Raw genomic sequence first — 18,603 nt, forward strand, 5'->3', positions numbered from 1 at the left:
GCTGCCCTCCTCACTCGCTGGCCATTGCGGGGTGGCTGTCGCCGCGGCTGCGCACGAATACGCAGAACAGCGAGCCGAGGCACATCAGACCGATGAAGATCCCGCAGATCATCGCATTGAACCACACCATCGCCACCAGACACACCAGCGCCAGCACCAGCGCAATGGCCGGCACCAGCGGATAGCCGGGCGCGCGGAAGGAACGCTCGAGCTGAGGTTCGCTGTGGCGCAGCTTGAACAGGCTGAGCATGCTCATGATGTACATGACGATGGCACCGAACACAGCCATGGTGATCATTGCCGCGGTCAGGCTCAGCCCCTGCAGGTTGACCAGCCCATCGCTGAAGATCGCCGCGATGCCCACCACCCCACCGGCGAGGATGGCGCGGTGCGGGGTGTGGAAGCGCGATAGCCTGGCCAGGCCCTTGGGCAGGAAACCCGCCCGTGCCAGCGCGAAGAACTGCCGTGAATAGCCCAGGATGATTCCGTGAAAGCTGGCGACCAGCCCGAACAGACCGATCCATACCAGCATGTGCATCCAGTTGGAGTTATCGCCCACCACGCCTTTCATGGCTTGCGGCAGCGGGTCGTTGATGTTCGCCAGGGCGCGCCAGTCGCCGACGCCACCGGCGAAGATCATCACGCTGATGGCCAGGGTGACCAGGGTCAGGATCCCGGCGATGTAGGCCCGGGGAATGGTGCGTTTGGGGTCCTTGGCTTCCTCGGCGGCCATGGCCGCACCCTCGATGGCCAGGAAGAACCAGATAGCGAAAGGAATCGCCGCGAACATCCCGCTCAATGCACCCAGGCTGAACGTGTCGGACCCGGCCCAACCGCCCAGGGCGAAGTTGCTGAAACTGAACGCCGGCGCCACCACGCCCATGAACACCAGCAATTCGAACACCGCCAGGATGGTCACCACCAGTTCGAAGGTGGCCGCAATGCTCACGCCGACAATGTTGAGGCTCATGAACACGGCATAGGCACCGACCGCGGCCCATTTGGGATCGAGCCCGGGAAACTGCACGTTGAGGTAGGCGCCGATGGCCATGGCGATGGCCGGCGGGGCGAAGACGAATTCGATCAGGGTCGCCAGCCCGGCAATCATGCCGCCTGCAGGGCCGAATGCGCGCAGGCTGTAGGCAAATGGACCACCCGCATTGGGAATGGCCGTGGTCAGTTCGGTGAAGCTGAAGATGAAGCAGGTGTACATCACAGCGACCATCAGCGTGGTGCAGAGGAAACCCAGGGTGCCGGCACTGCCCCAGCCATAGCTCCAGCCAAAGTATTCACCGGAGATCACCAGGCCAACGGCGATACCCCAAAGGTGCAGCGTGCCCAGCGTAGGTTTGAGTTTCGAAACGGTCATGGGGTGTGCCCTCGGAGACGGATGTGCGCATAGGAACGTTCCTGAAGGGTAACCATAGGCGCCAAGTGGCTACTTGACGCCTCGAAAGTGAAAGCAGCCCTACTCTCGATGGTCGAACCGCTGCGCCAGTCTGGGGCTTGCCGCGATTGACTGCCCCGATCCAACGCACCGATGCCCGCACTTCCCAGGCGGCGCAGGGCTGGGCCCACAGGAACGCCATTTCTTTGAAACATCTGCACACATCAAGCCAGTCCAAGCCTCTGCCAGGCACATCCTGGTTCGCTCATCCCGCAGAATGGCGAACCCAGAGCCACACTCATGGTCGCACTGAGGGAGCGACGTGCTCGGTCCGGGAGTTACCCACTCATGTTTCGCTTATTGCGCAGTTGCTTGACCCTGGCACTCGTGGCCGGCATAGCGGGATGTTCGCTGTTGCCCTCCAGGGATCCGGTTTCCATCAGTGTGGTGGGCATCGAGCCCTTGCCTGCGCAAGAGCTGGAGCTGCGCTTCGCCATCAAGCTGCGGCTGCAGAACCCCAACGAAACCGCCTTCGAGTACGACGGCATAGCGGTGAACCTGGACGTCAACGGCCAGCCGTTGGCCAGTGGCGTCAGCAGCCAGCACGGTCGTATCGAACGTTATTCGGAGGAAGTGCTGGCCGTGCCTGTGAGCGTGTCTGCGTTCACGGCGTTGCGCCAGGCCATGGGCCTCAATCCCGCCCAGAGGCTGAACGGCATGCCCTACCGATTGCATGGCAAGCTTGCCGGCGGACTGTTCGGAACGGTGCGCTTCAGCGACAGCGGTACCTTGAGCCTGCCGGCTGCAGCGGGCTATTGAAACCCGACGCTTGTGCAGGCGAATCCGGCAGCCCCTGGCTCAGCGTGCCGCAGCCATCAGCTTGTTCACTTCGGCACGCACCATGTTGGCGTACTCAGGGGGAGACATGCCGTCCAGCTCGGCGCGTACCCACTCGGCCCAACGACCCTTGCGTTTGGCCTTTTCCCCGATGAGTCGGGCAGCGTCGGCCTTGGCCTTGCCTAGGTTGGCTTGCCACAGCTCGTAGAGACGGGCCTTTTCATCCTCGATCATGGCGCGCTCGGCCAGCGAACGATTAGCGAGATTGAAGCTCATTGCGAGTACCTGCCAGCAGAAAAAACAGGCGACATCTTACACGTCTGGACATGAAAACCTGTAGGAGCAAACGCTGCGCCTGAGCCCTGCATGCAACTTTCCAGGGCGCCGGGACTCAATCTTGCACTGCCTTAAATAAACACCAGGAGTGAGTGAAATGGCCCGTAGATCAAGTGCTGAATCGGCCGAGGATCAAATCAAGGATCAAGTTTTCAGCGAGCTGCTGGCGTTGATCGAAGAATCGGAAAAAATGCTCAGGGACGGCGCCTCCCTGGTGGGTGATGACGCCAATAGCCTGCGCGCGCAAGTCAATTCCAAGCTGGAGCACGTTTCGTACTCCCTGGCCGGGCTGCGCGAGCGCGCCAAGCCAGTGGTCGAAGCCACGCAAACCTACATCGGTGGCCATCCTTGGCAGACCGTTGCTGCTTCGGCAACCTGCGGCCTGTTGCTGGGTCTGCTGCTGGGCCGTCGCGACTGATCAGTCCGCACTGCACCCACAGATTTCACCCGTGTTCTCGCATCGTTGTTCCGGGCCGTCGATCGCAGCGGCCCTTCCTGCATCATTCTCCAACCAAAGCCCGCAATCTTTCCAACTCTTCGACAGGCATCGAAATGCCTTGAGTCCTTGCCAGTGCGCGCTGGCGATAGCGCCTGTCGCCCGAGAGGCGCGATTGCCCGGCTTCATGCATGCGCTCGACCAGCTCGCGGCTGCGTTCGGCAAAGTTCTGGCCAGCACGCTTGTCGGGGTCGATGACGATGATCAACTGCCCGGTCCAGGGTGTCTGCGCACCGGGATGACGTGTCCAATCGAACTCGAAGGAAAAATTTCCACCGGTGAGGGCCGCTGAAAGCAGCTCCACCATCATCGACAACGCCGAGCCTTTGTGGCCACCAAACGGCAGCAGCGCCCCGCCATCGAGAATTGCCGCCGGGTCGGTCGTCGGCTGCCCGTGCTTGTCGACACCGGCGCCGACAGGCACAGGATGCCCGGCCCGTGCCGCGATCTGCACATCACCGTGGGCCAGTGCGCTGGTTGCCATGTCGAAGACCAACGGATCCTTGCCTGCGCACGGCGCTGCGAAGGCGATCGGATTGGTGCCGAACAGCGGCTTGGTGCCTCCATGGGGAACGACGCAGGTCATGCTGTTGACCACGCTCAGGGCCACCAGGCCTTCGGCAGCGAACGGTTCGACATCTGGCCATAGCGCAGCAAAGTGATGGGAATTGCGGATCGCCAGCACGGCGATACCTGCCTCGCGCGCCTTGCTCACCAACAGCCCGCGCGCCGCGGCCAGTGCTGGCTGGGCAAAGCCACCGGCGGCATCCACTGCCACATAACCACTGGCAACGTCTTCGACCTGCGGACGCGCCTTGCCGTCCACCCAGCCGCTGGCCAGGGTGGAAAGGTAACCGGGAATGCGGAATGTGCCGTGGCTGTGGGCCCCGTCTCGTTGGGCAGTTGCACAGTTGTGGGCGAGAATGTCGGCCACCTCGGCAGAGGTGCCATGACGCAAGAAGATCTGACGCAGCAAGTGCGTCAGATCATCGAAGGACAGCGATTGAACGGCGGGGTCGCTAGCAGGCATCGGGCATTTCCTGGCGTCAACGGAACGAGTCCCTAGTACGCCACACCCACCCGCCTCAGGACAAGCCCGCGGGCATCAGTCCTTCTGATCGCGCAGCACGTTGCCCGACTGGCCGTCGATACGGAACTCGTAGGCTACGCCGTCGGCTTTCTTGCCCTCACCTTCCCAGTAGCCGTTGTCGTCAGCTTCGATTTTCCACACTTCCGTGTAACCCTTGGACTTGGCGGTCTCGATGGCTTTCTCGATGGTGATCCAACCAACGCCGGGCTTGTCGGCCAGCGCCAGGCCAGCGGTCATCAGGGCGGAAGTTGCAACGACGGCAGTCAAAGTCTTCTTGAACATGGGGCACTCCATAACAGTGATTGGTTTGTGCTGCACTGTCTTGGAGCGTCATCTCGAAAAATTAGTTCAAAGGCCGCCTGCTTACGGTCGCTTGACCTTGCGACGCAGCACACCGTTGATCACCACCACCAGTACGGCGATACCCATGGCAATGTACTGAAAGAGTTTTTCAGTGATGACGCCCTGGGTCTGCAGATAGGACAGCCCGAGCATGATCAGCAAGACCACCAGGGCAATCAGCAAGGAATATTTGATACGTTGAGCTTGAGTCATGTAGAGGTCCTGACAGTCGTGTTGGCCCGGATTCTGTTGCCGGGATGTATCTGTTTGCATGCCATGTTACATCGCCAGGGACCACCGAGGCATAGTGTTCGAGCACATCGCCACGGCCAATGTCATGCCAATGACGGTATGGATTTCCCACGCAGTTGCCGGAACCTGCCCACAGCCAGAGACCTCTTGACTCCTAGAGCCTCAGGGGCGCCTGGACAAGAATGACCTCCGGCCGGATTGGCCAAGTGCTGCCACAAGGAAGTCACCATGAACACCCAACAGCTCCAGCAGATCGACGTCGAGCAACTTCCCCATTCGCTGCAGGTATTGATCGAATGCATCGGTGTCGAACAGGCCTACCGCCTGACCCAGCTCTACGGCGGACGCCCGCGCTACATCCCCAAACACCCGCAACGCACCGCCCTGGCGGAACATCTGGAAGCCGCAACGGTAGTGGCGTTGATCCAGCGCTTCGCCGGCATGGCCCTGGAGATTCCCAAGGCCGACCATTTCCTGCGCCAATGGCGCAACCAGCAGATTCACCACGAGACGCGCAACGGCACCTCACGCAGCGTCCTCGCCCACAAGTACGGCCTGAGCCAGCGGCAGATCGGCAATATCCGCCGCACCCTGGCGCTCTGAGTCCTACTCAAGCCCGACTAGCGGACTTGGGATCGAGCCTCAGAAATCACGTTTGTAGAACAGGTCCAGCGAACTGGCGACGCCGCTGGCCACTTCCAGATACAGACGCTTGCTCAACAGGTAGCGCAAGGCGATGGTATTGGCCGGCTCGAACACCCCCACGCCATAGCGCAGGCTGAGCTTCTCGGAAATGTTGCCGCTGGCGACCACACTGGTGGCATCGCCGCTGCCCTGGGTGTCGAGCTGGAAATCTTCGATGCCCAGGTCGGTGGCCAGTTTGCTGGTGACCCCCGAACTGCCCATCAAACCCAGACCGAGCGCCGCCTGGGCGAGCATGTTGTTGTCCTCGCCGCCGTTGCCCAATGGCCGGCCCAACACCAGGTAGGAGAGCGCCTGTTCCTGGCTCATGGTCGGTTCCGAGAACACTTCGCTGGTGGGTTGCTCGGCATTGCCGGTCAAGCGGATCCCGGCGATCACATCACCGGTGGTGCGGATCGCCTCGATATCCAGGTACGGCTGACTGATAGGCCCGGCAAACAGCAAGCGCGCGCGGCGTATGGTCAGACGTTGGCCATAGGCGTTGTAGCGCCCGTCATTGAGGGCCAGTTCACCCCGGGTGTCCAGGTTGTCGCCGATATGAACATGGCCTGCCAGGTTGGCGCTCAGGCCGAAGCCGTTGAACGTGAGTTTTTCCTGGCCCACTTCCACATCGATATCAATCGCCATGGGCAACGGCGTCTTGCCCTGCTCGGTCTGGTTGCCGACGATGACCACGTCATCGGATAGCTTCACGGTGGACGGCGGCAATTGCCGAACCACGATGGCACCCTTGGGAATGAACACCTTGCCGACCACGGCGAGACGCTCGCCATTCATCTGGATGCGCAGGTCGGGCGCCGCTTCCAGGGTTGCATAGGGTTCGACATTGATCGGCAGCCGCGAGCCCTTGAGCTGCACGTCTACATCCAGGGCATCGGCCCAGGCGACGGTGCCGCCCAGCGACCCTTGGCCGGTCTTGCCGCTTTTCCAGCTGCCCTGCAAACGCACGCTTTCACCGGCGATCTGCGCCTGCAACTGCAAGTCTTCAAGGGTGGTCGGCAGTTCCGGGCCGGCTATTTCGCCACCGCTGAGACGGACGTTGCCGTTGACCTGCGGTGCCATCAGAGAACCTGTGATCTGTCCGCTGCCATCGAGCTGCCCCTTGAGGGTTTCGACCATGGGCACGAAGGGCCGAGCGATGGAAAGGTCGAGCCCGGCCAGGCGGAAACTGCCGGTGACAGGCTTGCTCTCCGGGATCGGATCGATCTGCGCAATCACCTGCAATTGCCCCAGGCGATCCCCGCGAAAATTGAGCTCGGTATCGATTCGCTTCGGGTTCAGACGGCTGGTCAGACGCAGGGTTTGATAGGGGAAGTCGACCCACTGCTGGTCGTTGCGCACCCGCAAGGTGCCGTTGCCGGCATCGACCGTGATCTCACCGGCCGGACCGCTGGCGGGCACATCCACCGCCACGTCGGCATTGAGCAGGCCCTGCCAGGCGAAATCCTTCGGCAACCACTGGGCCAGGCTGTCCAGCGGGAACTGCTTGAGGTGGTAGCGCAGGCGCGGCTCGGGCGCCAGGCGCTGGTCTTCGCCACACAGGCTGGCCTGTCCTGAGCGCCAACAATGGGCACCGAAGTTGATCTGCCCGCCAGCCAGGTATTCCAGTCGCGCTGGCGCCTGCAGACGCCAGTCCTGGCCACCGGCCTGCACCGAACCGCTGGCCAGTCGCCCGCGCCAGCTGCTTTGTGCGGTGAAGCCTTTGTCCAGCGTACCGTCCAGACTGGTCGCCAGGGCAAGCTGAGGTCCCTTGAGAGCCAGTTGCACTTGCTGTCGCTTGATATCGCCCGAGGCCTTGGCGCTCAAGGTGCCCAGGTCGGTTGCACCTGCACGAATGCCCGCAGCGGTCAAATCCAGCGTGCCGCGCTGGGCCCCATCGAGGCCGGCGTCCAGGGTCAGGTTCTGCAGACGGTTGCTGTCCATTGCCAACTGTTGGCCCACCAGCTTGAGCTTGCCTTGGGGTGCCTGCAGGGTACCTGCGGCATCCATCTGACCTTTCAACCGACCCTGCAGCCCGGGCCACAACTGCCCCAGGCGGGCCAGGTCGATGTCCAGCCGACCCTCGACTCGCTGCTGCAGGCTGCCTTGACCCTTGATGCGGTTATCACCCAGGCGAACGTCGAGGTTGCCCAGCGTCCAGCGTTCGCCCGCGCCTTGGGCCTTGGCCTGGAGCACAGCCGGTTGCCCGCGCAAGCGGCCCTTGAGGTCCAGGTCGGCATAGAGGCTGAGTCGTTCGTTCTTGAATTCACCCGTACTGCGCAGAGGGCCGGCGAGGCTGCCGGGCATCTGCGCGACCCAGTACGCCGGATCGATGGCGCTCAAGGCGAGTGCCGTGTCCCAGGCGATGCCGTCGGCAAACTTCACGTTCAAGTGCCCTGCCGCCTTGCCCTGCCCGGCCACCAGTTCCAGCTGGGGCAGGAAGACCTGCTGCAGGTCGCCGCTGAACGGTGTTACCAAGGTGAATGCACCAGCCGGGCCATCGAAGGCACCTTTCAGGTTGCCCAGGTACTTGCCGTCGCTGTAATCGATCTCGCCGTTGAAACGCCGCACCTTCACGGCTGGCTCGGCAATGACCGGGTACAGGCGGTGCCAGGGGAAGTCCAGCCAGTCGATCCTGGCCTTCGCCGCCAGGGCCTGTTGCCAATCCAGAGAGCCAGACAGCCGCAGGTGCTGTTGCGCGCTGGACGAGATGTCCAACGCCTGCACCACGGCACCCTTGGCATCCACCCGCGCGCCAAGCAACAGGGTCATCGGCGACTGCTCGGCCGGCAGACTGGCCCGGCCATCGATGGCATAGCCAGCCTGCAGGTCACCCTTGGCGAGGAGTTCCAGCTGATTGAAAGCCAGAGTGTCGGGCAGCCCGGCGCTGGGTTTGAACGCCTCGCTCTGAATGCGCAACTGCGCAGGCAAATGCTCGGCCAGCGGCTGCACCGTGCCGGTGATCAGCGCGGGCAGGTAGCCGCTACTCTCCCCGTCCAGGGTCAGTGTGTCCAGCAGATCGCCCGTGGCGTTGAGGGTGACCTGCCAGGGCTTGTCGTCCACTGCCGGCAGTTGCACCTGGGCGTCGAGATCGAGCGGCCATTGGCCGCCAGGGCGCAGAGTGCCGTGCACATCCAGCACCAGTTCATCGCGCTGCAGGTGGGCTCGGTCGATCTTGAGGCCGTCGGCGGTCCAGTGCGCTGCCAGCTCCAGACCGCTCAGCTGTTGCACCCCATCCAGCTCCAGGCTATCGATACGCACATCGCCAAGCTCTATCGCGACGGGCAATTGCAGATCGGGCAATACGATCGGACCGCTGCCGGCAGGCTCTTCGCTGGCAGGCAACTGCGCAAGAATGGCGCCGGTGTGCAAGGTGTCGATGCACAGGGTCATGCGCCACAGGCAAGCGGGTGACCAGGCCAGCTCAAGCGCCTGCACCTCGACTCGGGTCGCCTGCTGCTGCCATACCAGCCTGTCGGCCTGCCAATGCCCGCCCAGCCTGCCACTGAAGTTTTCCAGGGTCAGTCCGGGCACGCGAGCCAGCGCCCAGTGGCTGCCGGCTTGCGTGCCCAATACCAGCGACACGGCCACGATCACGGTCAGCAGCAGGGCTGCGACCGCCCCTAGGGAGATCAGCAGACCTCGTTTCAGTGCGGGCTTCATAGTTCCGGCCCCATGGAAAAGTGCAGGCGCACGCCACCGTCGTCATCCATGGCGTGGGCCAGATCGAGACGAATCGGGCCTACCGGGGAGACCCAGCGTACGCCCACGCCGATGCCCGTCTTGAGGTCGGCGAACTTGAGGTCGTTGAACGAATTGCCCTTGTCGATAAAGGTCGCCAGGCGCCATTTATCGGCGATCGAGTACTGGTATTCCACGCTGCCGGCCACCATGTAGCGTCCGCCGATGCGGTCGCCATCGGAGTTTTCCGGAGACAGGGTCTGGTAATCGTAGCCACGCACGCTCTGATCGCCACCGGCAAAGAAGCGCAGCGAAGGCGGAACGGATTTGTATCCGTTGGTGGCGTTGCCGCCCAACTGCACCCGGCCAAGCAAGCGGTGATTCTGCGCCACGGTGGTCAAGCCCTTGAGCATTACGTTGCCATGCAACAGGTTGGTGTCCGACATCAGCCCTTCCTTGGCCACTTGCGCATCGAACTGCACACGGTAGCCATTGTGCGGGTCGACCTTGTTGTCGCTCTTGAGGTAGGTGTAGCTGATGCCTGGCATCAACAGGGTACTCAGGCCGGTGTCGTCGCCCAACCGGTATTCTTCGCGTTGCCACTTCAGCGAGATGACTCGCTGCCAGCCGCTGGGTAGCTTGCTGTGCCATTCCGGGCCGAATGTCAGCAGTTTGCTCAGGCTGTCGGTGTCGGCCAGCTCTTCGTATTGGTAGCCACCAGCCCAGCGCAGTTTGTCGGTGAGGGGTGGATCCAGGGGGATGTCATACCAGAGCCCGACGTTCTGCCGAGGCGCGGAAAGCTCCATTTCCGCACCATAGCTGTGGCCCTGGGGATTGACCCAGTGGCGGGTCCAGTTGGCTTTGCCGCGCGGCCCCACATCGGTCGAATAACCCAGGCCCAACCCCATGGTCCGGGGCTTGCGCGTGGTCAATTGCACGTCCACGGGAATGACCCGCTCGGTGGCTGCCGTTGGCGCCGCGTCGACCCGCACGCCTTCGAAATAGCCACTCGATTGCAGCGCCTGGTTCAGCTCGGCAATCAGTTCGGAATCGTAGGCGGTGTCTTCCTTGAAGGGCACCATGCGCTGCAGCAGTTCATCGTCGAAAGGCGTGTCGCCCTGGAAACTGACCTTGCCCAGCTTGAACCGCGGACCGCTGTTGTACACCAGTTCGATGTCGGCCAGGCCTGCCCGTGGGTCGACGGCCAGGCGCTGCTTGCTGAAAGTGCCACTGAAGAATCCATAGCGCGAGGCCTGGTTCTGGATAAGCTGTTTGGCATTCTCGTACTGACCGTGGTTGAGCACCGCGCCAGGAGCCAGCTCGCGACTGTGGGGCACGCGGAAGGCCTTCAATTGCGCTGCCGGACCTTCGACACGTACGGTGACGTTGCGCAGATGTATAGGCTCTCCCGGCTCAATGTGCAGCAGCAGGCGGGGATTTTCTCCCGGCTGTACTTCGCTGCTCACTCGCGTCTGATAATAGCCCAACGCCTGCGCCGCTTTCTGCGCCTGCTCCTCGGCCCCGCGACTGAAGCGCAACAGTGCCTCGCTGTCACGATCGCCCAGGCTGCCGATATAGCCTTCGACATTGCTCTTGAGCGCCGCATTGGCAGGGTTGATGCGCACATCGAGTACGCTTTGGGCCTGAGCCGCCATACATGCAACCAGCAGCGCCAGGCTGCCGGCCAATCGTCCTGAATAGTTCATAGGCGAATGCTATCACGACCTGTACGTCGATTTGGACCCTGCCAGGCGTCGTGGATGACTGGAGTTCAGCCTTGTGCGTAACCGACTGTTTCAGAACTGCGGACCGTTTCAGGGCTGGGATGAAAGAACACGTGCTCGACCACCGGGCCCAGTGCCACTTCGCCGATCTGGGTATAGCCTTGCCGTTCGAAGAACGCCAGATAGCGCAGATTGCCGGTGTCCAGCACCACGCCTTCGGACGTCGGGTCCTGGGCGCACCAGTTGTGTACCGCCGTCAGCAGTTGCTCGGCCAGTTCAGGGCCCTGGTAATCGGGATGCAGCCCCATCAGCGGCAGCACATGCACCGCATCCGAAGGCAGGCAATGCTGCACGGCGTGATGGTATTCAAGATAACGGCGAGTACCTTCCACGCCGGTGCCCAGCATCATCCGCCATTGCCAGGCCCAGCTCTCGGTGATGCCCAGGCGACGCTGGGGTGGCGCTACCAGCGCAACGCCGGCCAGACGGTCATTGAAGAACAGGCCCAGCGCCGGTAGGTCCTGGAGGAAGTGCTGATTGACCAGTTGCCGCACCGTGGAACGCACGCGGCGTTCGAACCCAGGACGATCGGCTTCGAACAGGTAGGCAAAGGTCGGGTCCAGCAGGTAGGTCTGATAGAGCAGCGCACGGGTTTCCCGAGCGTAACCACCATCGAGCTGACGTACTTCTGCAGCGGTGGTCGAGGTCTGGAGCATGGAGGTCTGTCCTTGGCGAGTGCAACGAGTAGTCAATGGACGATGCGCGGCGGCAGGGGTTCCGTGCCTGGCGCAGGCAAATCACGCTGGATTGCACGCCGCCGCGCTGGTCGCTTGCGCCACACTCCGTTAGCATCGCGCATTTGCCAGGATCCGCGACCATGAAAATCGTCTCGTTCAACATCAACGGCTTGCGCGCCCGCCCGCATCAGCTGGCGGCCTTGATCGACAAGCACCAGCCCGATGTGATCGGCCTGCAGGAAACCAAGGTGTCGGACGAGCAGTTTCCGCAGGCCGAGGTCGAGGCGCTGGGCTATCACGTGCACTTTCATGGGCAGAAAGGGCACTACGGGGTTGCGCTGCTTTCTCGCGCCGCCCCGCTGAGTATCGACAAAGGCTTCGCCGGTGACGAAGACGACGCTCAACGCCGCTTCATCCGTGGCACATTCGCCGATGCCCAAGGCCAGGTCGTCACGGTGATGAACGGCTACTTCCCGCAAGGTGAAAGCCGCGATCACCCGACCAAGTTTCCCGCCAAACGACGCTTCTACAGCGACCTGCAGAGCTTGCTGGAAAGCGGCTTCAGCAACGATCAGCCATTGATCGTGATGGGCGATGTGAACATTTCGCCCCAGGATTGCGACATTGGTATCGGGGCGGACAACGCCAAGCGTTGGCTGAAGACGGGCAAGTGCAGCTTCTTGCCCGAAGAACGCGAATGGATGCAACGGTTGCAGGACTGGGGCTTGGTCGATAGCTTCCGCCATCTGCACCCGGAAGTGGCCGACCGGTTCAGCTGGTTCGATTATCGCAGCCGCGGGTTCGAAGACCAGCCCAAGCGCGGCCTGCGCATCGATATGATTTTGGCATCCCGCGGCCTGCTGCCGCAAGTTCGGGCCGCCGGTATCGACTACGACCTGCGCGCCATGGAAAAACCTTCAGACCATGCCCCGATCTGGTTGGAATTGGGGCCCTTGTAACGACCGTACGGGAATTGGCGCCGCGCCCGGACGCGGCTTGCGCCGCTGCTACAGGGGTTGCGTGCGTCTGCTGGGTTGCGGGGCTGGCGGACGCGGCTTGCGCCGCTGCTACAGGGTTGCGTGCGTTTGCTGGGTTGCGGGGCTGGTGGACGCGGCTTGCGCCGCTGCTACAGGGGTTGCGGGGCGCTGGGGGTGTTGTTTTTGTAGCAGCGGCGCGAGCCGCGTCGGCGGTGCATGGGATTGGCCTGCAGCATCGCCGTACGGCTTTTGAGGTGGGGGTTATTGCGTCTTGGCCTGCTGATCGAGCTGGGCGCGAAGTTCCGGGGCCAGGTTCAGGGCGGCTGCCAGTTGGTCGAGCCAGGCCCGCTCGCCGGCATCCTGCTGCCCCATGAGCATCACGCTGGCGAGGTACATCTCTGCTGCCATCGCCGGGCCATCGGCGGCACTGGCCAGCTCTTGCGCGTCCAGCGGCCGCGCCAATTCTGCGTCCAGCCACTGCTGCAACTGCGCATCCTCGGCATGCTCGGTCAATTCGGCGCGAATCGCGGCTTCCTCTTGTGCATCCACCCGGCCATCGGCCTTGGCCGCGGCAATCAACGCCCGCAAAATCGCATGGCTGTGGCCTTCAACTTCGGACTCGGACAGCTGATCGATTGTGCGCAACGCTTGCTGGGGTGCGGCTGCCTGCTGTTGCTGCCAGGTCTGATAGGCCTTGTAAGCCATCATTGCCAACGACGCCATGGCAGTGTACTTGCTCGAACCGGAACGACTGCCCCCGCTTCCGCCCAGCATGCCACCCAGGCCACCCAGCAAACCGCCGAGCCCACCCAGCCCGGCGCCGCCCGATGCGCCGCGGCCGCCACCGAGCAATCCGCCCAGCAAACCGCCCAGTCCGCCCTGCCCTTTGGCAGCGCCAGGCTGGCCGGCCGAGGATTGTCCGCTGCGACCGCGCAGCAGTTGTTCAAGTAGATCACTGGTATTCATGGCAAGGCTCTCTCTGTGTGGCGATAAGGAGTGCAACACCATAGATCATCGAGCGGCCGGGCGGGTTCAGCGCAACCTGTAGGCGCCGCCCTCAGAACCAGCGATCGTTACGCTTGCGACCACGCGTCATCATCGGCAGGATCAGCCCGGCCAGCAAACCAGCACCGGCAATGCTGCCGCCATAGACCATGTAGCTCATCATGACGTGCTTGTTTTCATCACCCAACTTCGCCTGGGTGCTGCGCAATTCGGACTGGGCATCGCTGAGCTCGGCGTTCAGCGCCTTGCTGCGCGCTTCCAGCTCGTCGATCAGCTTCTTGCGCGCATCCAGGGTTTCCTGCATGCCCTGGACTCGGTTCTTCCAGCTGTCATCGATGGACTGCAGCTTGCCGCTCAGATCGGCCACCTGCTGCGTCAGCAGCGGAACGTGTTCGGCAGGGCCGGGGGTGGGTTGCAGGTCGCTGCTGGGGATCCAGACACTGGAACCACCCTCGCCGCGCACCTGGCTGTAGTCACCCTGAGTGGAAAGCAATTCGACTTTCTGACCGGACTTCAAGCTGCCGACGATGCGATAGCCATCGGTCGGGCCGCTGCGCACGAAGGTACTGAGGTTGTCGCTGACCCAGCGGCTGGTGTCGGGTGCTTCTTCGCCATGCGCAGGGCCGACAGTGAACAACAGCCCGGTGAACAGGCCGGTGGCAACCAGGCGGGTGCGGCTGAATACGGTAGAAAGACGTTGAGATGAGGGCATGGCGATCTTCACATGAATAAGAAAAAAGGCCCCGATGAACGGACCATTCGAAAGCGGGACAACAATGTCCCGCGGGCTGGGCCTGCACCGGTCGTGCCTGTCGCTACTACCGCTACGGGTGGCTACTACTTGCGAAGAGAGGCGATGAAAAGCCCCTCCTGGGCCTATTGCCCGGCATGCCGTCGGTTCAAGCCGCCAGCTGAAAGACCACAAAAAGGTGGCAAGGTTCACAAAAAGACTGTGACTGGGCGCACGGCTCGAGCGTGTTCCGGCGCTAGGCGTCGCCCAGTTGCACGGCAAAAAAACACCCATGGGGCTCGCGACTGCTCAGGCTCACGTGCCAGCCCTGGTTGACACAGATGCGCTGCACCAGGGACAAGCCCAGGCCCAGGCCCTCGCCGCGCTGCTCGTCCCCGCGCACGAATGGCTGAAACATGGCGTTGCGCTTTTCCTCTGGAATGCCGATACCGCTGTCCTCCACGTGGAACCCGGTTTCGGTCAGGGTCAGGCGCACGAACCCGGTGTCGGTGTAGTGCCATGCGTTGCGCAGCAGGTTGCCCATTACCGAATGCAGGAATGCATGGTTGTAGACCTCGCTCGAATGGTTGTCGGCCACATAGATGAATTCAAGGCCCTTGGCCTCTATCTGGCGCCCCCAGATCTCGACCAGTTCGTCGGCGGTCCGGCGCAAGGTGGCAGAAGGATTGCCATGGCTGGCCGCATCGCGGTCGCGTGCCAGCAACAGGAACGTTTCAACCAGTTGGCTCATGCCGTCGGTGGCCCGTGCAATCCGCGCCACTTGACGGTGCGAGCGCTCATCCAGCTCGGTGGCCAGCAGCAGGTCGCAGGAACTGGCGAGAATCATCAACGGCGTGCGCAATTCGTGGCTCACGTCGCTGGTGAACATCTGCTCGCGATTGAGCGCCGCCCGCAGCTTGCTCAGCGTTTCATCGAAGGAGCGCGCCAGTTCGCCAACTTCATCGTCGGTGTAATCGGGCGACAGCGGCGGAGCCAGGCCGAGCATCTTGTCGCGATGGCGCACCTGCCGGGCCAGCCGCACGACCGGCGCCATCACCCGGCGGGCCAGGAGTCCGCCCAGCATGATCGCCAGGGCGATGCTCAGCAGAAAGCCAGCGCCTACCACGATGAACAGCACATTGGCACGCTGTTCCATACCCTCCTGGTCACGCAGCAATACGTACTGACGATTGTCGACGCGGGCGACCATGGCGTAGTAGGTGCGCGGCCCGAGCGTGAGCTTCTGGAAACCGATCGGCAGGGTCTTGAGCTCGTTGGGCATGCTCAGGTCGCCGTTGCCACCCTCGATGTAGAACAGCTCGTCTTTCTCGGGTCGGTGGCGCCAATCGTCCGCATTGTCGACCAACAGCAGGCGATGCATGTTGCCGCTCAAACTCATGGTCGTCAGCTTGCGCTCCACCAGATGCACGGTGGCCACGATGCCCACAGCGAATACGCCGGCGACGAAAGCGCTCATCAACGCAAACACGATGACGATCCGTCGACTCAGACTCTGCTTGAACTCCATACGGCTCCACTGGGTACTTGCACAGGACGCACCTTCTGCGCTCGGGCCGAGCATGATTATGGGAGACGCTCGAACAATCAAGCCTTGCCGGGGCTTTCATGGGCCTGAGCGAGGGCAAGGCGCTGAGCTGCGTATTTCAAACACCGTGTACCGGGATCCACGGACGCCGGAGCAGGCCGGAATGCGTGACTTGCAGGTCATAAATAAAATATGTAGTGCTTATAAGAAAGCACTACATATTCATTGACGCGACTCGTTGCGACTTGCATGATGAGGCCGTCTCCCTGATCGGGAACAGAGCAGAGGCGAAACCAGTCCTGCTCGATGAGCCATCGAGTCACTCCGATGTGATCCGCGTACCCCGCGGGTAGGTGCAACCTGAACGCCATGGCTTTCATGTAGTGATGGTTTCAAGCACTACACATCGAGCTCGAGCCAGTACTGACCTAGACGGACAACACGTGAAGCGTACCTGCCGACCCGTGTTGGGGACCACAACCTGACAGATCACACAGAGCTCAAGGAGCATACACATGAACCTGAACCAGCAGCCCACCGTTGACCAGCTCGCCCGCATTCTGGCAGCCGGCCGTGACAGCCTCGACGACCATATTCTTTGGGTCTGCCAGCGGGGCGATGTACATATCGACGCCCTGGCCAATGACGCCGACGGCGAGGATTTCGAGCGCAGCCACCCCGAACTGCGCGCGCGCATGCCGATCTACCGCCGCGGCAAGGGCTATGTCGGCAAGAAAGCGGCGGCCGATCGGCAGTTCGTCAACGATGTGTTCCAGACCCTCAATCGCGAGTGGACCCTGGGCCAGGGACAGGGCCAGGTACGTCGGATTGCCAGCTATTGCTGATGCAGGTGGACAAGCGCATCAAGCCGGACGCGGCTCGCGCCGCTGCTACAGGGGATGGGGTTCTGTAGCAGCGGCGCAAGCCGCGTCGGCGGCAACACAGTATGCCTGTACAACCGCATCAAGCCGGACGCGGCTTGCACCGCTGCTACAGGGGATGGTGTCGTTCTGTAGCAGCGGCGCAAGCCGCGTCGGCGGCCACCGCTGCACACCTGTTCGCCGCATGGATTTGACGTTGGGGGTGGGTTTATCCAAAGTAGCCGCCTCTTATCGCTATCAGGATGCGTTGCGTGACCCATTTCCGTTTCCCCTGGCGACGCCTGCTCATCGGCGTCGTGCCGGCGCTGGCGCTGTTGTCCGCCTGCGACAACGACAACAAGCCCGTGCCACCCACACAACCCGTCGCCACCTACGCACCGGCCACCTGGGATGATTTGCCCAAGGTCAGCGACAGCGACCTGCAGGCCGGCTTCACTGCCTGGCGCTCGGCTTGCCAGCGGCTGGCCAAGGATGCGATCTGGGGCGCCACCTGCGCCTCGGCGCAAGCGGTGGACACTGCTCCCACCGCGATCCGCACCTTCCTTCAGGCACAACTGCAGGTCTACGGCCTGCGCTCTGCGGAAAAAGGCGAGCACGGCCTGATCACTGGCTACTACGAGCCTGTCTATCCCGGCAGCCTCAAGGCCGACGCAGGGCATCCGGTACCTGTCTACGGCGTACCGGCAGACATGATCAGCGTGCAGTTGGACAGCCTTTACCCCGAACTCAAAGGCAAGCGCCTGCGCGGGCGGCTCGACGGCCAGGTGCTGCGTCCCTATGACGACGCGGCAACCATCCAGCGTCAGGGCATCGACAACGCGCCCGTGGTGGCGTGGATGCGCGACCCCATGGACCTGCAGTTCCTGCAGATTCAAGGTTCGGGGCGCCTGCAGCTGGACAACGGTCGGCAACTGCGCGTCGGCTACGCTGACCAGAACGGCCACCCCTACCGCCCGGTCGGCCGCTGGCTGGTGGACCAGGGCCTGCTGAAGAAAGAAGAAGTGAGCATGGGCCGCATCCGAGACTGGGCCGTGGCCAACCCCCAGCGCGTACCGGAACTGCTCGCCAGCAATCCGAGCTACGTGTTCTTCAGCCTTCGGCCGGACAGCAACGAAGGGCCGCGTGGCTCGCTCAACGTGCCCCTTACCGCAGGCTACAGCGTGGCGATCGATCGCAAGGTGATCCCGTTGGGTAGCCTGTTATGGCTCTCGACCACGCGCCCCGACGGCACGCCGGTCGTTCGCCCAGTGGCCGCGCAAGACACCGGTGGCGCCATTGCCGGCGAAGTGCGTGCCGATCTGTTCTGGGGGACGGGAGCAGAAGCCGGCGAGCTGGCCGGCAACATGAAGCAGGAAGGTCAGGTGTGGTTGCTCTGGCCCAAAGGGGCCGCATTGCCAACCCCCTGAAGCAGACGGCGAATGCCTGCAAACAAAATGCCTGCAAACAAACAGGGCACCTGACCGTCAGGCCAGGTGCCCTGCTCGTTCAGGCCAGCAGTTCCTGGATCTGCTCGTGCAGCGTATCCAGGTCGAACGGCTTGGCCAGGATCGGTGCCTTGCGCGCGATCGGGCTGTTGGTTTCGAGGATTTCCGCCGGATAGCCACTGATGAATATCACCTTCAGGTCCGGCCGCAGCAACACGGCGGGCTCGGCGATCTTCACCCCGGAAATGCCACCGGGCAGACGATAGTCGGTGACCATCAGGTCCAGGTGCGGCTTGGTCGACAGAATTTCCAGTGCCTGCTCGCCATTCTCGGCTTTCAGGACGCGATAGCCCAGGCCGGACAAGTAGTCTGCCAGGACCATCAATATCAACGGTTCGTCCTCTACGATGAGAACGACATCTTGTGCATCTTCACTCATGGGGAAGCCTATGTACTTATATGTTTTGCTGCCATTAC

The 18,603-nt window shown here is 62.6% G+C and carries 18 protein-coding genes; 6 read left to right on the plus strand and 12 right to left on the minus strand.

Translation table 11 applies throughout. From position 1 onward, the window contains the following. Nucleotides 1-10: 10 nt before the first annotated feature. The gene (eat, locus tag IFT76_RS01230) at nt 11-1,369 is read right to left on the minus strand and encodes an ethanolamine permease (RefSeq protein WP_192057166.1); all 1,359 of its coding nucleotides are present in this window, start codon (nt 1,367-1,369) and stop codon (nt 11-13) included. A gap of 366 nt (nt 1,370-1,735) precedes the next feature. Here eat and IFT76_RS01235 point away from each other — a divergent pair, with 366 nt between their 5' ends. Further along, complete coding sequence (locus tag IFT76_RS01235) at nt 1,736-2,206, plus strand: LEA type 2 family protein (protein WP_192057167.1); 471 nt, start codon at nt 1,736-1,738, stop codon at nt 2,204-2,206. A gap of 39 nt (nt 2,207-2,245) precedes the next feature. Here IFT76_RS01235 and IFT76_RS01240 read toward each other — a convergent pair whose 3' ends face one another. Then, entirely contained in the window at nt 2,246-2,500 is a 255-nt protein-coding gene (locus IFT76_RS01240) for a hypothetical protein (RefSeq protein WP_122476946.1), read from the minus strand. A gap of 157 nt (nt 2,501-2,657) precedes the next feature. Here IFT76_RS01240 and IFT76_RS01245 point away from each other — a divergent pair, with 157 nt between their 5' ends. Further along, on the plus strand, nt 2,658-2,978 hold the full coding sequence (locus IFT76_RS01245) for a DUF883 family protein (protein ID WP_122476944.1): 321 nt from the start codon (nt 2,658-2,660) through the stop codon (nt 2,976-2,978). An 82-nt stretch (nt 2,979-3,060) separates the two neighbouring features. On the opposite strand, the gene IFT76_RS01250 is transcribed toward IFT76_RS01245, so the two are convergent. From IFT76_RS01250 to IFT76_RS01260, 3 genes are all read right to left on the minus strand, one after another. Beyond that, entirely contained in the window at nt 3,061-4,086 is a 1,026-nt protein-coding gene (locus IFT76_RS01250; protein ID WP_192057168.1) for an Ldh family oxidoreductase, read from the minus strand. Between the two features lie 75 nt (nt 4,087-4,161). Continuing rightward, entirely contained in the window at nt 4,162-4,428 is a 267-nt protein-coding gene (locus tag IFT76_RS01255; protein ID WP_192057169.1) for a PepSY domain-containing protein, read from the minus strand. Nucleotides 4,429-4,509: 81 nt separating this feature from the next. Further along, nucleotides 4,510-4,701, minus strand: coding sequence for a hypothetical protein (locus IFT76_RS01260; protein ID WP_185793444.1), 192 nt, complete (start codon nt 4,699-4,701; stop codon nt 4,510-4,512). 267 nt (nt 4,702-4,968) lie between these two features. Between IFT76_RS01260 and IFT76_RS01265 the strand changes: the two genes are divergently transcribed. Beyond that, nucleotides 4,969-5,343, plus strand: a complete 375-nt coding sequence (locus IFT76_RS01265; protein WP_122476937.1) for a Mor transcription activator family protein — start codon at nt 4,969-4,971, stop codon at nt 5,341-5,343. Nucleotides 5,344-5,382: 39 nt separating this feature from the next. Here the strand turns inward: IFT76_RS01265 and IFT76_RS01270 are convergent, their stop codons facing one another. From IFT76_RS01270 to IFT76_RS01280, 3 genes are all read right to left on the minus strand, one after another. Beyond that, complete coding sequence (locus IFT76_RS01270) at nt 5,383-9,084, minus strand: translocation/assembly module TamB domain-containing protein (protein ID WP_244647851.1); 3,702 nt, start codon at nt 9,082-9,084, stop codon at nt 5,383-5,385. Then, the gene (locus IFT76_RS01275; protein ID WP_192057170.1) at nt 9,081-10,808 is read right to left on the minus strand and encodes an autotransporter assembly complex protein TamA; all 1,728 of its coding nucleotides are present in this window, start codon (nt 10,806-10,808) and stop codon (nt 9,081-9,083) included. The genes IFT76_RS01270 and IFT76_RS01275 overlap by 4 nt, the downstream gene beginning before the upstream one ends. Nucleotides 10,809-10,873: 65 nt before the next feature. Then, a complete protein-coding gene (locus IFT76_RS01280; RefSeq protein ID WP_192057171.1) occupies nt 10,874-11,542 on the minus strand; it encodes a GNAT family N-acetyltransferase in 669 nt (222 codons plus the stop codon). 161 nt (nt 11,543-11,703) lie between these two features. On the opposite strand from IFT76_RS01280, the gene xthA reads away from it, so the two are divergent. Beyond that, nucleotides 11,704-12,522: an exodeoxyribonuclease III gene (xthA, locus tag IFT76_RS01285; RefSeq protein ID WP_192057172.1), complete on the plus strand. Its 819-nt coding sequence runs from the start codon at nt 11,704-11,706 to the stop codon at nt 12,520-12,522. A gap of 279 nt (nt 12,523-12,801) precedes the next feature. Here xthA and IFT76_RS01290 read toward each other — a convergent pair whose 3' ends face one another. The 3 genes from IFT76_RS01290 to IFT76_RS01300 all read right to left on the minus strand — a co-directional run bounded on the left by IFT76_RS01290 (nt 12,802) and on the right by IFT76_RS01300 (nt 15,803). Continuing rightward, nucleotides 12,802-13,506: a DUF533 domain-containing protein gene (locus IFT76_RS01290; protein WP_192057173.1), complete on the minus strand. Its 705-nt coding sequence runs from the start codon at nt 13,504-13,506 to the stop codon at nt 12,802-12,804. Nucleotides 13,507-13,597: 91 nt separating this feature from the next. After that, a complete protein-coding gene (locus IFT76_RS01295; RefSeq protein ID WP_122476930.1) occupies nt 13,598-14,257 on the minus strand; it encodes a TIGR04211 family SH3 domain-containing protein in 660 nt (219 codons plus the stop codon). Nucleotides 14,258-14,531: 274 nt separating this feature from the next. Then, entirely contained in the window at nt 14,532-15,803 is a 1,272-nt protein-coding gene (locus IFT76_RS01300) for a sensor histidine kinase (RefSeq protein ID WP_185793451.1), read from the minus strand. A 533-nt stretch (nt 15,804-16,336) separates the two neighbouring features. Here IFT76_RS01300 and IFT76_RS01305 point away from each other — a divergent pair. Together IFT76_RS01305 and mltA are read left to right on the plus strand one after the other, a co-directional pair. Further along, a complete protein-coding gene (locus tag IFT76_RS01305) occupies nt 16,337-16,666 on the plus strand; it encodes a hypothetical protein (RefSeq protein ID WP_122476924.1) in 330 nt (109 codons plus the stop codon). A gap of 287 nt (nt 16,667-16,953) precedes the next feature. Then, nucleotides 16,954-18,108, plus strand: coding sequence for a murein transglycosylase A (mltA, locus tag IFT76_RS01310; RefSeq protein WP_425311966.1), 1,155 nt, complete (start codon nt 16,954-16,956; stop codon nt 18,106-18,108). Nucleotides 18,109-18,187: 79 nt separating this feature from the next. Here the strand turns inward: mltA and IFT76_RS01315 are convergent, their stop codons facing one another. Then, a complete protein-coding gene (locus tag IFT76_RS01315; RefSeq protein WP_122476920.1) occupies nt 18,188-18,565 on the minus strand; it encodes a response regulator in 378 nt (125 codons plus the stop codon). Nucleotides 18,566-18,603 lie beyond the last annotated feature (38 nt).

The organism is Pseudomonas sp. CFBP 13727 (assembly GCF_014841915.1).
Classification (GTDB): domain Bacteria; phylum Pseudomonadota; class Gammaproteobacteria; order Pseudomonadales; family Pseudomonadaceae; genus Aquipseudomonas; species Aquipseudomonas baltica.